This window comes from Limosilactobacillus gorillae (assembly GCF_001293735.1).
Classification (GTDB): Bacteria; Bacillota; Bacilli; order Lactobacillales; family Lactobacillaceae; genus Limosilactobacillus; species Limosilactobacillus gorillae.
The window spans coordinates 1-14,580 of sequence record NZ_BCAH01000022.1; the positions used below are offsets into that span (position 1 = coordinate 1).

Genomic DNA, 14,580 nt, shown 5'->3' on the forward strand with positions numbered 1-14,580 from the left:
TAATATATCAATGAAAACCGCGCCCACTAAGCGGGTTAACCACCTTGAGCGTAAAATGGAGGCCCGCCACATCCAGATGATTTCTCTGGGCGGAGTGATTGGAACCGGACTGTTCTTAAGCTCTGGCTATACCATCAGCCAGGCTGGCCCGATTGGCACCATCATCGCTTACGCCGTCGGGGCGCTCCTGGTTTATACCGTCATGCTTTGCCTTGGTGAGCTATCAGTGGCCATGCCCTACACCGGTTCCTTTCACGTCTATGCCCGTAATCTGATCGGTCCAGCAACCGGCTTCACTGTTGCCCTGCTCTACTGGCTAACCTGGACGATTGCACTGGGCTCGGAGTTCACAGCTGCCGGGATTATCATGAAGGAATGGTTCCCCCACGTACCGACTTGGTACTGGAGTTTAGCTCTGATGATATTAATCTACCTATCCAATGTCTTCACCGTCCGTATTTTTGCCGAAAGCGAGTTTTGGTTTGCGGCCGTTAAGGTCTTTGCCATCGTCTCTTTCATCCTCTTGGGGGCCCTGGCAATCGTTGGCTTAATTCCGGTGAAGGGCTACAATCATGCTCCAGGATTAACCAACCTAACTAAGGACGGTCTCTTCTCGACTGGGATCGGTGGGGTCTTCACAACGATGCTGACGGTCAACTTCGCCTTCTCAGGTACCGAACTGATCGGGATCACGGCCGGAGAGGCCAAGGATCCGGAACGCACCCTGCCTAAAGCGATTCATACCACCCTTTGGCGCCTGGTCCTCTTCTTCATTGGCTCCATGATCGTAATGGCCGCCTTAATTCCCTACAAACAAGCCGGGGTTGACCAAAGCCCCTTTGTCCACGTTTTCCAAATGATGGGGATTCCCTATGCCGCTGATATCATGAATTTTGTTGTCTTGACCGCGATCGTATCAGCCGCCAATTCCGGCTTATACGCCTCAACGCGTATGTTGTGGTCTTTAGGCAACGAAGGAACCATCCCGCGTATCTTTTCCAAAACCAATAGCCATGGGACCCCGGTTCTCGCCGTTAGTTTTAGCATGCTAGGTGGTATTTTATCCTTACTATCCAGCATTTATGCGGCCGGCTCGATCTACTTGGTCCTGGTCTCTATCTCCGGCTTGGCAGTGGTAATCGTCTGGATGGCCATTGCCATTTGCCAACTTAACTTCCGCAAGCATTTCCTAGCAGCAGGTCTTCGGTAAGTGAGCTTAAATACAAGACCCCCTGGTACCCGGCGGTGCCCTGGTTCGCCTTCCTAGCCAGCCTGGCCTCGTGCCTGTTAATCTGGTTTGATCCGGCCCAGCGCGTTGCCCTCTACTGGACGGTTCCCTTCGTGGCCCTTTGCTACGGTAGTTACTACCTGGCCCGCTATGTCAAACACGGCAGGGCGCTGCCACCGTCAACCAAATCAAACAGGTAAAATCGTCGCTAATAAACCAAAGTGATAAACGGGATCATGGCGAGACTGCCGACCTTACAAAATAGCCCTGGGTAGGAAACTACTCAGGGCTATTTTTCAAAAATTTCGGTTTTATTTTTCATATAAAATTGTGACTGGCCCATCGTTGACCAGAGCCACCTGCATATCAGCACCAAACTCACCAGTGGCTACCGGGATCCCAGTAGCGGCTAGCTTTTCGTTAAAGCACTGGTAAAGTGGCTTGGCCAAAGACGGTTTCGCGGCCTGAGAAAAACCTGGCCGGTTGCCATGTTTGACGTCGGCGTACAGAGTAAATTGGGAAACCGACAGGATCGAGCCGTTGATATCTTTTAGACCCAGGTTCATCTTACCCGGTTCACTTTCGAAGACCCGTAAATTGGTGATCTTGTGGACCATGTAATCCAGCGTTTCATCGGTATCATCTGGACCAAAGCCCACTAAAAGCAGGAAGCCCCGGTCTATTTGACCGACAACTTCTTGAGCAATGGTGACACTAGCCGATTTGACCCGTTGCAATACTACCCGCATAAAAATCCTCCTAGTGAATGACTCGCTTGACTACGTACACATCCGGCAGGTTCTTTAGCGAATCCATGATCAGCTGAAGGTGTTGAAAGTTGCGTACCCCAACAGTTGCCGAGATAACGGCCATCTTATCGTGATCAACCTTCCCATTTAACGACGTCAGATAGCGAGTATTATTATTAATCGCCCGAATGATGTCATTGAGCAAACCGTTACGATTGTAACCTTCAACCTCAATGTCAGTGTTGTAATTAGTCTTATCGCCGGATGGATTAGCCCAATAAACACTAACCACCCGCTGGCCACTCTTTTCGGCGGCCTTGATGTTCGGGCAGTCAATCCGGTGAACCGAGATCCCGCGTCCCTTAGTAATGTAGCCGACGATGGCGTCGCCTGGTACCGGTGAGCAGCAGTGTGACAGCCGGGTCAAGAGGTTATCGACCCCTTCAACGACCACACCTTCGGAAGACTTAGCAACCTTCTGCCGAGTTGGCGGTTCCTGTTCCAAGGTCTTGTGCTCTTCCAAGAGCGCTTTTTGAGCGGCGTTTTGCTTCTCCTCTTCCTTGTGCTTACGGATATCTTCAGTGAAACGATTCCGGAGTCCAATCGGGGTCAGGTCACCGAAGCCCAGGGCCGCATACATATCATCGGCGGTCTTGTAATGAAGCTTTTGCGCCACGGCCTCCTCTTTGTCGCTGGTCATCAGCGGAGCCGGATCGTAACCAGCATCCCGGAGCATTTGTTCCAGACTATGGCGCCCGTCAACAATATTTTCCTCCCGGTCGTGAGTCCGGAAGAACTGGCGGATCTTGTTCCGGGCCCGCCGGGTGGAGACCAGGTCCAACCAATCCCGGCTTGGACCGGCCGAAGAAGATGACGTTAGAATGTCGACAATGTCACCGTTTTTAATCTCGTAATTGAGTGGCACGATCCGGCCGTTGACCTTCGCCCCGGTAGTATGGTTTCCAACCTCGGTATGGATTTGGTAGGCCATATCTAACGGACCGGCGCCCTTTGGCATTTCAATAGCGTCGCCCTTTGGCGTAAAGGCGTAAACCTTGTCAGCAAAGACATCGGACTGAATTCCCTGCATGAACTCATCGGTCCCGTCGGACTCACTACGCAGTTCGAGGATTTCCTTAACCACGTTGAGTTTCTTGGAATCAAGACTGGCCTGGTCGACCCCGTTGGTCTTCCCCTCCTTATATGCCCAGTGAGCGGCAACCCCATACTCGGCAACTTCGTGCATTTGGTGGGTCCGAATTTGGATTTCCAGCGGCCGACCCTCGGGGCCAATCACGGTCGTGTGCAAGGATTGGTAACCGTTCGCCTTTGGCATGGCAATGTAGTCTTTAAAACGGCCTGGCATCGGGGTCCATGAGGTGTGGATCGCCCCTAAAACAGCGTAACAATCCTTGATTGAATCAACCACCACCCGAATTGCCAGCAGGTCATAAATCTGCGAGAACTGCTTGTGCTGGGTAACCATCTTACGGTAAATCGAATAGATATGCTTAGGACGTCCGTAGATCTCAACGTCTGGTCCCAAGTCAAGGTCTTGAATCGCCTTTTTAACCACCGTAATAGCGGCGTTAATGTAGTTAATCCGTTGGTCACGCCGGGAATTCATCAAATGAACGATCCGGTAGTACTGCTGAGGGTTCAAGTAACGAAGAGAGAGGTCCTCTAATTCCCACTTAATGGTGGAAATCCCTAGCCGGTCAGCAATCGGAGCGTAAATTTCAAGGGTTTCGTTGGAGATCCGCCGCTGCTTGTCAGGGCGGAGATGTCTTAAGGTCCGCATGTTATGTAGACGGTCAGCCAACTTGACGATCATCACCCGAATGTCCTTGCTCATCGCCAACAGGAGCTTACGGTGATTTTCGGCCATCTGTTCCTTGTTGGACTTATAGTGAATCTTGGAGATTTTGGTATCACCATCAACGATCATCGCAATTGTGGGCCCAAATAGTTCCTTGATGTCACTTAACGTGGCGCCGGTATCCTCCACCAAGTCGTGTAAATAGCCGGCACAAACAGTTTCCGGATCCATTCGTAGCTCGGCCAAGATCCCGGCTACCTGGATCGGATGGATGATGTATGGTTCCCCTGACTTACGTACCTGTCCCTGATGGGCAACTTCAGCAAAGTAATAGGCCCGTTCCACCAAGTCGACATGCTCTTCGTTCATGTACTTGGAAACCATTTTTTTCACATCGGTGTGAGTTAATTCCTTTATTTGCGACATCAAGACACCTCCAATCAATTATTCTTCTTGGTTCTAGCCATTGACCAAGCTAGGTAAGCGATGGCAAGGTAGGCAGGTGCAAAATACAAACTGTACCTTGGCCCAAAGAGATAGGCGGCCACTAAGAAGCTAACTGGAAAGATAAAGGCCCGCCAGCAACGGGGCTCCTTCGTTAAGGCTAATCCCGTCCAGATAGCAAAAGCCCCATAAATCACCAGGTAAAAAATTACAAACCGTGCCACCTTATCGATGAACGGTAAAACGTTAACTAACCAAGTTAAGCCAAACCCAACTAAGATACTTAGGACCCACAAACGACGGTCGGCCCGTTGCCATAAACTCTTCAAACTCTTCATCCCTTATTCGATTGATTGCTAAGTAGTACTATTTTAGCACAAACCGTCTGGTTAATCGGCGGCTAATGTTCGGCTAATTCAAAATTATATGAAACGGCGGCCATCAAATAAAGTGGCGCCGTTTCGGTCCGCAAAATCCGTGGCCCCAAGCCGCAGGCCACTACGTCCCCTTCGGTCAGTCGGGCAACCTCGTTTTCGGTCAGGCCTCCCTCAGGCCCAAAGATGGCCAATAAACTCTGGCCCTTCTTAAGGCGATTAAAGACAGCGGCCAAAGCTGATTGTTCACCTTGTTTGGCCGATTCTTCCCAGGCTACAATTTGTTGGTCACTCCGAAAATCAGTTAACAACCCCGCCAAGTTTTTGACGTAGTGAACTTCAGGAATTCGGTTACGGTGTGACTGCTCGGCCGCGGCAGCCGCAATTTTTTGCAGCCGCTCGATCTTCTTAGCCTGGCGCTGGTCATTCCAATGGCTGACTGACCGGGCGCTTTCAAAGAAAACAATCCGACTTGCCCCCATTTCAGTGGCCTTTTGAACGATTAGCTCTGGCTTCTCCTTGGTCTTAGGCAGGCCACAAGCCAGGGTAACTTCAATTGGTAGCTCGCTATCGGTACCGAGGCCCTGATCAATCTTAACCTCGGCAGTAGTCGGGTCCAGCAGGGTCGCCAGGTAGGCGTGATGATCACTCAAGACCAGCTCAACCTGGGTGCCTGCCGTAGCTCGCATCACCGTGATCAGATGGTGGGCAACGTCAGCAGGGAGTTTTAAACGCCGGTGAGCTGGCAAGGGGTGGTTAATAAAGTAGCGCTGCATTATTCTTCCTCCTGGGATGGCTTATGAGCAATGATACCGTACCAATCCTTGATTCGCATCGTCTCGTCGATCAAGAAGCCTTGGTTTTGAATTGCCTCTTTAACCGTTTCAAACTTGGTGTTAATGATCCCAGAGGTTAAGAACTTACCGCCCGGCTTAAGGTTTTCAAAGGCCTGGGGTACCAGTGGCAAAATAATTTCGGCTAAGATATTAGCCACCACTAGGTCAACCTGAGTGTGAATACCGTCCAACAGTGAGTTAACGCCGGTATGAACATCCTTGGCAATTGGGTTTAGGGCCAGGTTCTTTTCAGCTGACTTAACCGCTATGTCATCAATATCGTAAGCCCAGACCTCACCGGCCCCTAATTGCTTGGCTGCAATTGACAAAACTCCAGAGCCGGTTCCAACGTCAATCATTGATTCCCCGCCACGCAGGGCCATCGTTAGGGCCTGAAGCATCAACTGGGTAGTTGGGTGCGTTCCGGTCCCAAAGGCCATCCCAGGGTCTAAGACCAGTAGTTTTTCGTCCGTTGTGGTCGGCGTGTATTCCTCCCACTGTGGCACGATCGTCAGCTCCCGGGTTACACGGACCGGGTGGTAGTACTTCTGCCAGGCCGTTGCCCAGTCCTGGTTGTCAATCTCTTCAGCCGTTACCCTTGCCGGAGCTGGATTAAGGCCAAAATCAGCTAACTTAGTCACCCGTTGGCGGATGTCTTCAATCTTTTCGGGAACAAAAACCGTTGGCGGGTAGTAACCAGTCACGGCGGCCCCAACTTCACGGTGAGGCAAGGTGGCTGGATTAACTATTTCACCGTAGGGACCGTACTTACCAGGTTTGAGCTTTTCAAAATCAGCGGCATCATCGATTTTAACCCCAGTCGCCCCGGTATCAGTTAGGATGTAGGAAACCGCATCAACGGCCTCAGTGCTGGTTTCAACCACAATGGCTGTCCAATTCATTTCTTAATTCCTCCTTAAAAAAACAATGGGAAAGCAAAAGGCGCCCCCGCGGACGCCCATTGTTTTATTCATCCTTTTGCTCGGTGTGAAGCCGGGCAGCGTTTTCTTTGGCTTGACGCTTTTCCAAGTGGTGGGCCAAGTATTCCACCATATCATCTTCGGTCTTGAAGATCCGGGGATGGCGTTGGTGGTGCATCCGGACATCAATTTCGTTAATCTTAACCCGTCCCGTCCAGGTGTGGGAGTAGCGAATGATTACCCGATTGTTCAGCCGGTGCTTGCCGAAGCGAAATACGTAAACGTGTTCCGGAGTCATCATCGGCCGGATATACTCCTTCTTATAAGTAAGATCATGTTCGCGCATGAATTGCTTTGTTCGATTTAGCATGGTAATCACCTCCTTATCATCGGACCCGTCGTGGGTTCTTTCGTCTTTAATGGATCTATTTTAACACACGGCGCCCCGCTTGCCAAAGGTCTCTGACCAGGATTAAGCAATCTAAAAGGATTCGGAGACCCGTCCCAACTTTGAAGATTAATTCTTCCCTAACAAAGTCGTCTCACCCGTCCTCTCAACCGGTACCATGCTATAATTTAGATACCAATAAACGAAAAGGAGGAGCCTGAATGGGCCTAATTTTATTACTACTTTTCTTGTGGATCATGTGGAAGCTTTTCAAGCTATCCTTTTGGTTACTAGGAGTTTTGATCACTATTGCACTGATTGTTTTCACCGTGAAAGTCCTTGTCATTCCCGGAATTATTCTAATCTTCTTGATTTTTGCAGGAAGAATTTTCACAAATTAACCATTTACTGAGCAAACATGCTATAATTACTATTGACTTAATAACATTTAAGTGGTTAAGAGATTTTTTAAGGAGTGTATTACTGTGTCTAAAACTCATCAAAAAGTTGTTTTAGTTGGTGACGGAGCCGTTGGTTCTAGCTACGCCTTCTCCATGGTTCAACAAGGTCTGGCCCAAGAATTTGCCATTATTGACCTAAACAAGAAACGGACTGAAGGGGACGCGCTTGACCTTGAAGATGCGACTGCCTTTACTGCCCCGAAGCTGGTTTACGGTGCCGATTACGACACTTGCAAGGACGCTGACCTGGTTGTTATCACGGCCGGTGCCCCACAAAAGCCGGGTGAAACCCGTCTTGACTTAGTTGACAAGAACTTGAAGATCATCAAGTCCGTTGTTGAACCAGTTGTTAAGGCTGGTTTCCAAGGAATCTTCTTAGTTGCTGCTAACCCAGTCGACATCCTGACTTATGCTGTCCAAAAGTTCTCTGGTTTCCCACGCAACAAGGTGGTTGGTTCCGGTACTTCTTTGGACTCTGCTCGTCTGCGGGTTGCCCTTTCCAAGAAGTTTAACGTCAGCCCACTTGACGTTAACGCCAACATGATGGCTGAACACGGTGATACTGAATTCGCCGCCTTCTCTTCCGCAACGATCGGTGGTTTGCCACTGTACGACCTGGCAGAAGCCAAGGGAATTTCCAAGGAAGAACTTTACCAATTGGAAGATGATGTTCGTAACAAGGCTTACACCATCATTAACTCCAAGGGAGCAACCTTCTACGGGGTTGCAACTGCCCTGATGCGGATTTCCCGTGCAATCCTACGTGACGAAAACGCAGTCCTCCCGGTAGGTGCCCCAATGAGTGGTGAATACGGTTTGAAGGATATCTACATTGGTACGCCAGCCGTTGTTAACGCCAACGGGATCGCCGAAGTCCTCGAAGTTCCGCTGGATGAACGCGAAGCAAAGGCCATGGCTGATTCTGCCAAGACCTTGGAAGAAATCGCCAAGAATGGAATGGCTAAGCTGCAAGGCTAATCACTCCCCTTGTGATTCATAATTAAAAGTGTAACGCCCCGACTCTCTACGCGGAAAGTCAGGGCGTTATTTTTTTACTAACTACCAAATCCTGTTAACGAACTACCACTATGGTAATTTGTTGACGGGACTTTTTTGACTACTAAGGTACAAAAACGGCACCCGGGTAATCTTCATACACCGGTTGCCGCCTAAAGCCCCTATCAATATTTGCAAAGTGCCTTAAAGATTGAGTCTGCCTGGATAAGCTGACCGACAATCTCTAAAGGTGATCACTGACAATCCCCCGTAGCTAACCAGCTGAATGATTGTCAGTGGTAAGAGATTAATTACACTATCGATTTGCAGGAGGTAGCGTATATACACAATGGTACTGATGACTACCGCCACTACGGCCACCCCCACTAACCGACGGTCTAAGCAGGCTAACATAGCTAGCAAAACCATTACTAAGTAGGTGTAACGATCGTGCATCGAGGGTAAAAACATGACGCAAGTCCAAAAGCTCCAGGTTGCCACCAGCAAGAAACACTTGGGCGTCAGGTCCACGCGTTTCAAAAAGCTGAAGCCGACCAGGAGGATCAGGCCCGTTAAAGCGATCAACCCCCACTTGATAGATTCGTAGTACGTAAGGCTTATCCCCGGCCAGAGGAGCTGAATGAGCTTGGGAAAGTTGGCAATATTTAGAGCTAACGTCTTATAGGTGGTTGTCTGGGCCGCGTAAACCGTAAGCGGGGTCAAGAAGCTACGTCCAGCCAGGAAGCCAGGTAGGTTCATGGCGTACAAACTGACGGCTGCCCAACCAAACTGAGCCCAATGACGGAGATCACGACGGATCCAGTAAACAAAAGCAAAGAACGGTAATAGCAAGATTGCCTGCAGCTTAAAGGCCAGGGCGATGCCGTAAAAAAGCATCGCCCTTACGTTGTTATGGTTAAGTAAGTACCACAGGGCAATCAGAAGCCAGGCCACATAGATTGAATCAGCCTGACCCCAGGCACTGGAGTCCAAGACCACGGTTGGCAGGGCCAGGACCAGCGTGTATGGGAGAACAAAGTTAATCTTGGGGTTAACCCTGGTAACCAACTTAGCGCTATAAGTAGCCACGATAAGATCGAAAAAGACTGATAGAGCCTTATAGAGATACAGAGACTTGATTGGCAAGTAGGAAAATAGGGCGATTAAAAACTGGTATGGAACACCGTAGTTGCCGACCTGCTGATGTAAGGCAGCCAATCCCCCTAATTCCTTAATCTTAGTAGCCCAGTCCTGCAGGTAAATTAGGTAGTCATTAGACTGAACATTAAACCAGAGCAGCCGGACCCCGACCAAGCCAATAGTAATACCAATTAAGCTAATTATTTGGCCCCGGGTTAACCGGGTTGATTTGAATTGATCCATGACGATCCCTCACTTGGTTAGGTATTGATAATAGCGACCGCCAAAAGTAACGTGGTAGCCTTCAGAAAGAGCCCGTTGCACGTTACTTCCCCGGCGGACAATCAGAACGGCATGGTCGGGCAAGTGATCCGGTAACTGAGCACTAAAGTGGTAGCGCCCGTAGCGGTAGTAGTGGATGAACTCCCCGCCCCCAGCCTTGACGGCCTGTTTTTGAAAGGTTACCGGTTTTACCGGGTGGTTGAAGAGGGCCACCGTGTAGACCGAGCCGGCCGAATGATTATTGGTAACCAAATAAATTGGCTCCCCCGTCGCCCGGGCTCTGGTTAGCAATGTCTGCAACTCCAGCGGGGTTTCACTTTGCCCTGCTTCTAACGCCCGATGATACGTCCCGAAGTAAAGTGATGCCCAAACACCAAACGTTAGACCGAAAATGGCTAGCCCCACCACTGGCCACTTGGCTCCTGGGCGAATGGTAAAGACGGTCGCGGCCAAGTACAGAGCCGGGACCAGTAAGGCGTTCAGGTGAGTATTGTTGGGGGCAATCAAGAGAACGGTCGGCAGATTGGCTCCCAACATCATTAGCATCAAACTATCAAAATCACTTCTGGGGTGCTGTTTGATTAAATATAACGCCCCAACGATCGCAGCAAGGACCAGCACGGGTGTTATAATCCCAATCCCCGGCAGACCGTTTTTTAGGTAGCCATCTGAGCCAGTAACCAGTAAGGCCGCCGTTTGACCCAGGTTCTTGATCACGGCGCCGATCCCGTGGCCGTGACCAATCACAAATTGAGAGCCGCCCCGTGAGGCCACCAGGTGAGTGATGGTTAAGCCCAGAACCCGGATCTGATGATGGCTTACATAGTTGACCCACAAAAAGAGGGCCAGTGGCCATGCTAAGGCAAGGTCAAGTATGCAGGCAAGCCCTAGTTGCCTCAAGGAGGCTAAATGACGGCGCCAGCCAATCAACCAAAAACCAAGGATAAAGGTGGCTAAAAAGAGCCAGTTATTAGCGTAAGTATAGGCCCCTAACACCAGGAGGATGTTGACCAAATAAAAATAACGCGCCTGGCGGGTAGTCGTCCACAGCAAAAGGACTGCCATCACTAAGGTCATTAACGCTGGGAAGAGATTACTTTCGACTGCCCAGCGGCTGGTGTTGACCATTCCTGGACTAAGGGCTAGCGCGGCCAATACCAGGAGCAACCGCCAGTTTGACCAGCGGGCCTTTAGCATCGCTGCCGTTAAACACAATAGGCTGACAACCCCAATTAAAATCATCGGGAAGCGGTAAACGGTGATCGAAAGCCCCCAAAATTTAACTAAGGGGCTTACGATCAAGGGGTAAAGCAGGTTCATACCTGACCCCCAGGCGTAGAGATAGACCGGATGTGGCGCCAAGGTAAAGTAATCAATCCCCCACTTAGCCAGTGACCAGGCGTTAATCCCACCCATTGCCTCATCGTAATCAATTCCCATTGCTGAATTGTACTTATACAGCCGGGCAACGGTGGCAATTAAGATAAGTAAAAACAGGGTGATTTTAAACCACCGGGGGCGGTTTTGAAAGGCTGGGGCCTTGGTAAAGGCAATTAGAGCGATAGCATCCACCAGCAAAAGCATGATTGTTGCAGTGAGCATTGATAGGAATCCCTTCCGCCGGGTCATCACGAACCCGGCGCCACTTTTTTATTCAATCTATCACTTTCTTTATTGGTTAGTTAAGCGCCCTTTAAAAGCTTTAAAAAGTCTTCACCTTCTTGAAAAGTACTCACCCCCGCCTAGCATGAAAGATGCTAAACAGGGGTGATTTTAATTGGTCTCTTAAGGAAATTGATTTTTTTATGAACTTCAAAACTACTGATCTGACACTCATCCAAGACTTGTAAGCTAATGCGGGCAGAAAGCAAGTGGTATTCGGAACTACTGATCTGACACTCATCCAAGACCGCCATAGCAAACCATGCTTACCAAGTAGCGTATTCGGAACTACTGATCTGACACTCATCCAAGACGTCAGATACCAGAACTTTGTTTTCTTGGTTGTATTCGGAACTACTGATCTGACACTCATCCAAGACTTATCGTTAGCAATAATAACGGTAGTATCAGTATTCGGAACTACTGATCTGACACTCATCCAAGACAATGCTTGAGAACTCAACGGTAATATCAGTGTATTCGGAACTACTGATCTGACACTCATCCAAGACTGCTTAGCAAGCTTAAAACCGGGGTCGTGAGTATTCGGAACTACTGATCTGACACTCATCCAAGACTTTATCACGTGGGGCGTGTCGGCGACATCAGTATTCGGAACTACTGATCTGACACTCATCCAAGACTACTTCTTGCGGTTATTGGTAAGGGTTGCGGTATTCGGAACTACTGATCTGACACTCATCCAAGACCATAGTTGCCAGACAGCACACCCATGTCAAGTATTCGGAACTACTGATCTGACACTCATCCAAGACTTAAAAATCGTAATGATTTGCATCTCAAAGGTATTCGGAACTACTGATCTGACACTCATCCAAGACAGCCGCACGTGACGGACCTGTAAGCCCGCGGTATTCGGAACTACTGATCTGACACTCATCCAAGACAGTTCGAACATTTCATCTTGGGTGAACTCGGTATTCGGAACTACTGATCTGACACTCATCCAAGACTCGTTACGGCTTGGCTATCCTGCGTAAATTGTATTCGGAACTACTGATCTGACACTCATCCAAGACCATTAAGACGATCCATGACTTCTTGCGTTGGTATTCGGAACTACTGATCTGACACTCATCCAAGACAGTTGAAGTACCAATCACGAGAAGTGATCGGTATTCGGAACTACTGATCTGACACTCATCCAAGACCCGCCGGTCGTCTTGATGGCGTTCACGTCGGTATTCGGAACTACTGATCTGACACTCATCCAAGACTAAAACTGTGCCTTAGCGTAAGGCGTCGTGGTATTCGGAACTACTGATCTGACACTCATCCAAGACCACAGTCAGGTGTGAGCTTAGGTAATGGATGTATTCGGAACTACTGATCTGACACTCATCCAAGACCGCTGTTTTCTAATCAAAAACTAACGACCTAATTATGCCAATCATCAAAGTCCCGATCAATTCGGTAAATTTCTTGTTTGAGTTGCTGTAGTGTTTCTCGCTTTTCTGAGAATTCTACTAATAAAACTGCCACATTGGTATCCTGAACAAGAGTAGCGAATTCTTGTATTTGCTCGGGTAATAGATAATTAGCGACATTACAATACCCAAGAACCTGACAGTCATTTAATTCGAGATGTAATTTAAAATCTGTTTCCATTATACCATACGGTTTATTTATTGCCTGAGGTAAATATTGAATTCTAGAATATTTGTATAACCGCTGTAAATTTTCGTCATACCTTACTTCTAAGGGGAGATCAAATTCAAACAGCGACTCTTGAATTTCTGAAAAGACCTGCCGTGCTAATTCATTCATCGCTTCCCGCTGTGTAACACTTAATTCTTGCACAATTCGCTTATCTAACGCTGTTTGATAACTTCCAAGCTTTTCCGGGTTTAAGATTAGGTCTCCTTCCCATTTAACACATCTGCTCATATTCAGCTCTTGGTAATCATCATCAAGTAATCGAATACTGTCATTGCGGCCCTGCATCCCCTGAATGAAGTCAGTATTAACACCCGGATTTTCAATTTGAAGAATTGTTACCTTTCCCCCAGAAAGCTCAATTGCATCGTGACCATGATATTGTAACTTCATAGAATCACCGTCCTTTTGGATGAATTCCGAACTTCTTCAATCATCTTTCCACGTAAAAAGTGCATATCACTATATTGCTTTTCAGTTAACACTAGAGACTGAATAATTCCTTCATCAGGTAGAAAATCTTTAATTCGTTTTTCTAAAAATTCCGCCGCACTTTTAGTGGTACACACTCGGACATACACGGAGTACTGAATCATGATAAACCCTTCATTGATTAGCTTTTTTCGGAATTGTCGATACTGCTTTCGTTGCTTACTTGTTTCGGTTGGTAAATCAAACATGACCATCAAGCGCATTATTCGGTACCTCATTTTTTATCCCCACCTTGATTTCAATCTCGTCTTGCTCCCCGCTGAGGTAAGCAAGACACTCCCGCACATATTGATGAATTGCATTTTCTGTTAACATAGAGACGCCGTTATACTCGATCTCCAGGTGCATTGCATCCACTAGCCCCCATCTTACATATGAGGTAAATTCATTAAATGTTTGTCCCCTTACCCAATAATCAATCACTGGCCGAAATGGTTCCATTAAATCTGACCCTAAATTAAACCGATTTCCGCGGTTTTGATGATGGATCCCTAACTCCATCAAGTATCCATTCTCAGTAATTGACTGGTTCGTTTCAGAAAGCAAGATCGAATAACCGTAATTCAGTGCCGCATTATAATGATTGTCTTGCTTACGACTGAAATCGTCCCCAAAAAGCATTGGAAAATATTTTCGAGCTACTACCGCCTCACGGTTTGTAACATCGTTGACTTCAAGTAGTTCTAACTCATCTTCTAGCTCCTTAACTGGACAGCCATTATACTTGGCCACCGCAATTTGTCCCTGAATCTTTGCATGTGCGATCTTAGTCCAAAGGTGATTCCTTCGCTCCGGCGACCACATGAACTGTCGTTCCAACAATTCATAATCTCTTGCTGCCGGCTGATAACCAACCGTTTCCCCCACCGGTTGGTGCTGACGATCGATAAAAATAACTTTAATGTTACGCCGTAAACAAGCACTCATGAAGTCAGATGACATCATTGCTTGCGTTGTTTCAACTAAAACCTTACTAACATCATCCAACGGAATTTCATTAATCCCATCATTTGTCTGAACAACCATCATGTGTGCTGAATGTGAAATCTTTGCGTGCTGGGTGATAACTACCGAACGCCATCCCATTTTTCAAAACTCCTCCTTGCCAAATA

General features: G+C 48.1%; 12 protein-coding genes, 1 pseudogene and 1 CRISPR repeat array. Of the genes and pseudogenes, 2 read left to right on the forward strand and 11 right to left on the reverse strand.

Going from position 1 to position 14,580, the window contains the following annotated elements; all coding sequences use genetic code 11:
- Window positions 1-10: 10 nt before the first annotated feature.
- A pseudogene (locus AOQ57_RS03860) lies at window positions 11-1,428 on the forward strand (amino acid permease).
- A gap of 111 nt (window positions 1,429-1,539) precedes the next feature.
- On the opposite strand, the gene dtd reads toward AOQ57_RS03860, so the two are convergent.
- The 6 genes from dtd to AOQ57_RS03890 all read right to left on the reverse strand — a co-directional run bounded on the left by dtd (window position 1,540) and on the right by AOQ57_RS03890 (window position 6,716).
- Window positions 1,540-1,977, reverse strand: coding sequence for a D-aminoacyl-tRNA deacylase (dtd, locus tag AOQ57_RS03865; RefSeq protein ID WP_093625389.1), 438 nt, complete (start codon window positions 1,975-1,977; stop codon window positions 1,540-1,542).
- Between the two features lie 10 nt (window positions 1,978-1,987).
- Entirely contained in the window at window positions 1,988-4,222 is a 2,235-nt protein-coding gene (locus AOQ57_RS03870) for a RelA/SpoT family protein (RefSeq protein WP_093625391.1), read from the reverse strand.
- 14 nt (window positions 4,223-4,236) lie between these two features.
- Window positions 4,237-4,578, reverse strand: coding sequence for a hypothetical protein (locus AOQ57_RS03875; protein WP_093625393.1), 342 nt, complete (start codon window positions 4,576-4,578; stop codon window positions 4,237-4,239).
- 62 nt (window positions 4,579-4,640) lie between these two features.
- Window positions 4,641-5,390, reverse strand: coding sequence for a 16S rRNA (uracil(1498)-N(3))-methyltransferase (locus tag AOQ57_RS03880; protein ID WP_093625395.1), 750 nt, complete (start codon window positions 5,388-5,390; stop codon window positions 4,641-4,643).
- Complete coding sequence (gene prmA, locus AOQ57_RS03885; protein ID WP_093625397.1) at window positions 5,390-6,352, reverse strand: 50S ribosomal protein L11 methyltransferase; 963 nt, start codon at window positions 6,350-6,352, stop codon at window positions 5,390-5,392. The genes AOQ57_RS03880 and prmA overlap by 1 nt, the downstream gene beginning before the upstream one ends.
- A 64-nt stretch (window positions 6,353-6,416) precedes the next feature.
- Complete coding sequence (locus AOQ57_RS03890; protein ID WP_174498188.1) at window positions 6,417-6,716, reverse strand: hypothetical protein; 300 nt, start codon at window positions 6,714-6,716, stop codon at window positions 6,417-6,419.
- Between the two features lie 527 nt (window positions 6,717-7,243).
- Here AOQ57_RS03890 and AOQ57_RS03900 point away from each other — a divergent pair.
- Window positions 7,244-8,197: an L-lactate dehydrogenase gene (locus tag AOQ57_RS03900; protein ID WP_093625405.1), complete on the forward strand. Its 954-nt coding sequence runs from the start codon at window positions 7,244-7,246 to the stop codon at window positions 8,195-8,197.
- A gap of 222 nt (window positions 8,198-8,419) precedes the next feature.
- On the opposite strand, the gene AOQ57_RS08295 is transcribed toward AOQ57_RS03900, so the two are convergent.
- The 5 genes from AOQ57_RS08295 to cas1 all read right to left on the reverse strand — a co-directional run bounded on the left by AOQ57_RS08295 (window position 8,420) and on the right by cas1 (window position 14,554).
- Window positions 8,420-9,598 (reverse strand): putative hexosyltransferase, encoded by a 1,179-nt coding sequence (locus AOQ57_RS08295; protein WP_235789000.1) that lies wholly within the window; start codon window positions 9,596-9,598, stop codon window positions 8,420-8,422.
- Between the two features lie 9 nt (window positions 9,599-9,607).
- On the reverse strand, window positions 9,608-11,239 hold the full coding sequence (locus tag AOQ57_RS03910; protein WP_093625407.1) for a hypothetical protein: 1,632 nt from the start codon (window positions 11,237-11,239) through the stop codon (window positions 9,608-9,610).
- Between the two features lie 206 nt (window positions 11,240-11,445).
- Window positions 11,446-12,669: a CRISPR direct-repeat array (repeat unit 36 nt; unit sequence GTATTCGGAACTACTGATCTGACACTCATCCAAGAC).
- A gap of 28 nt (window positions 12,670-12,697) precedes the next feature.
- Complete coding sequence (gene csn2 / locus AOQ57_RS03915) at window positions 12,698-13,369, reverse strand: type II-A CRISPR-associated protein Csn2 (protein WP_093625409.1); 672 nt, start codon at window positions 13,367-13,369, stop codon at window positions 12,698-12,700.
- Entirely contained in the window at window positions 13,366-13,671 is a 306-nt protein-coding gene (cas2, locus tag AOQ57_RS03920; RefSeq protein WP_093625411.1) for a CRISPR-associated endonuclease Cas2, read from the reverse strand. The genes csn2 and cas2 overlap by 4 nt, the downstream gene beginning before the upstream one ends.
- Window positions 13,649-14,554, reverse strand: a complete 906-nt coding sequence (gene cas1, locus AOQ57_RS03925) for a type II CRISPR-associated endonuclease Cas1 (protein ID WP_093625413.1) — start codon at window positions 14,552-14,554, stop codon at window positions 13,649-13,651. Before cas1 ends, cas2 begins: the two co-directional genes overlap by 23 nt.
- Window positions 14,555-14,580 lie beyond the last annotated feature (26 nt).

Bases quoted from the DNA above. Each gene is read 5' to 3' on its own strand.
- dtd (WP_093625389.1), bottom strand. From the start codon at position 1,977: ATGCGGGTAGTATTGCAACGGGTCAAATCGGCTAGTGTCACCATTGCT.
- AOQ57_RS03870 (WP_093625391.1), bottom strand. From the start codon at position 4,222: ATGTCGCAAATAAAGGAATTAACTCACACCGATGTGAAAAAAATGGTT.
- AOQ57_RS03875 (WP_093625393.1), bottom strand. From the start codon at position 4,578: ATGAAGAGTTTGAAGAGTTTATGGCAACGGGCCGACCGTCGTTTGTGG.
- AOQ57_RS03880 (WP_093625395.1), bottom strand. From the start codon at position 5,390: ATGCAGCGCTACTTTATTAACCACCCCTTGCCAGCTCACCGGCGTTTA.
- prmA (WP_093625397.1), bottom strand. From the start codon at position 6,352: ATGAATTGGACAGCCATTGTGGTTGAAACCAGCACTGAGGCCGTTGAT.
- AOQ57_RS03890 (WP_174498188.1), bottom strand. From the start codon at position 6,716: ATGCGCGAACATGATCTTACTTATAAGAAGGAGTATATCCGGCCGATG.
- AOQ57_RS08295 (WP_235789000.1), bottom strand. From the start codon at position 9,598: ATGGATCAATTCAAATCAACCCGGTTAACCCGGGGCCAAATAATTAGC.
- AOQ57_RS03910 (WP_093625407.1), bottom strand. From the start codon at position 11,239: ATGCTCACTGCAACAATCATGCTTTTGCTGGTGGATGCTATCGCTCTA.
- csn2 (WP_093625409.1), bottom strand. From the start codon at position 13,369: ATGAAGTTACAATATCATGGTCACGATGCAATTGAGCTTTCTGGGGGA.
- cas2 (WP_093625411.1), bottom strand. From the start codon at position 13,671: ATGCGCTTGATGGTCATGTTTGATTTACCAACCGAAACAAGTAAGCAA.
- cas1 (WP_093625413.1), bottom strand. From the start codon at position 14,554: ATGGGATGGCGTTCGGTAGTTATCACCCAGCACGCAAAGATTTCACAT.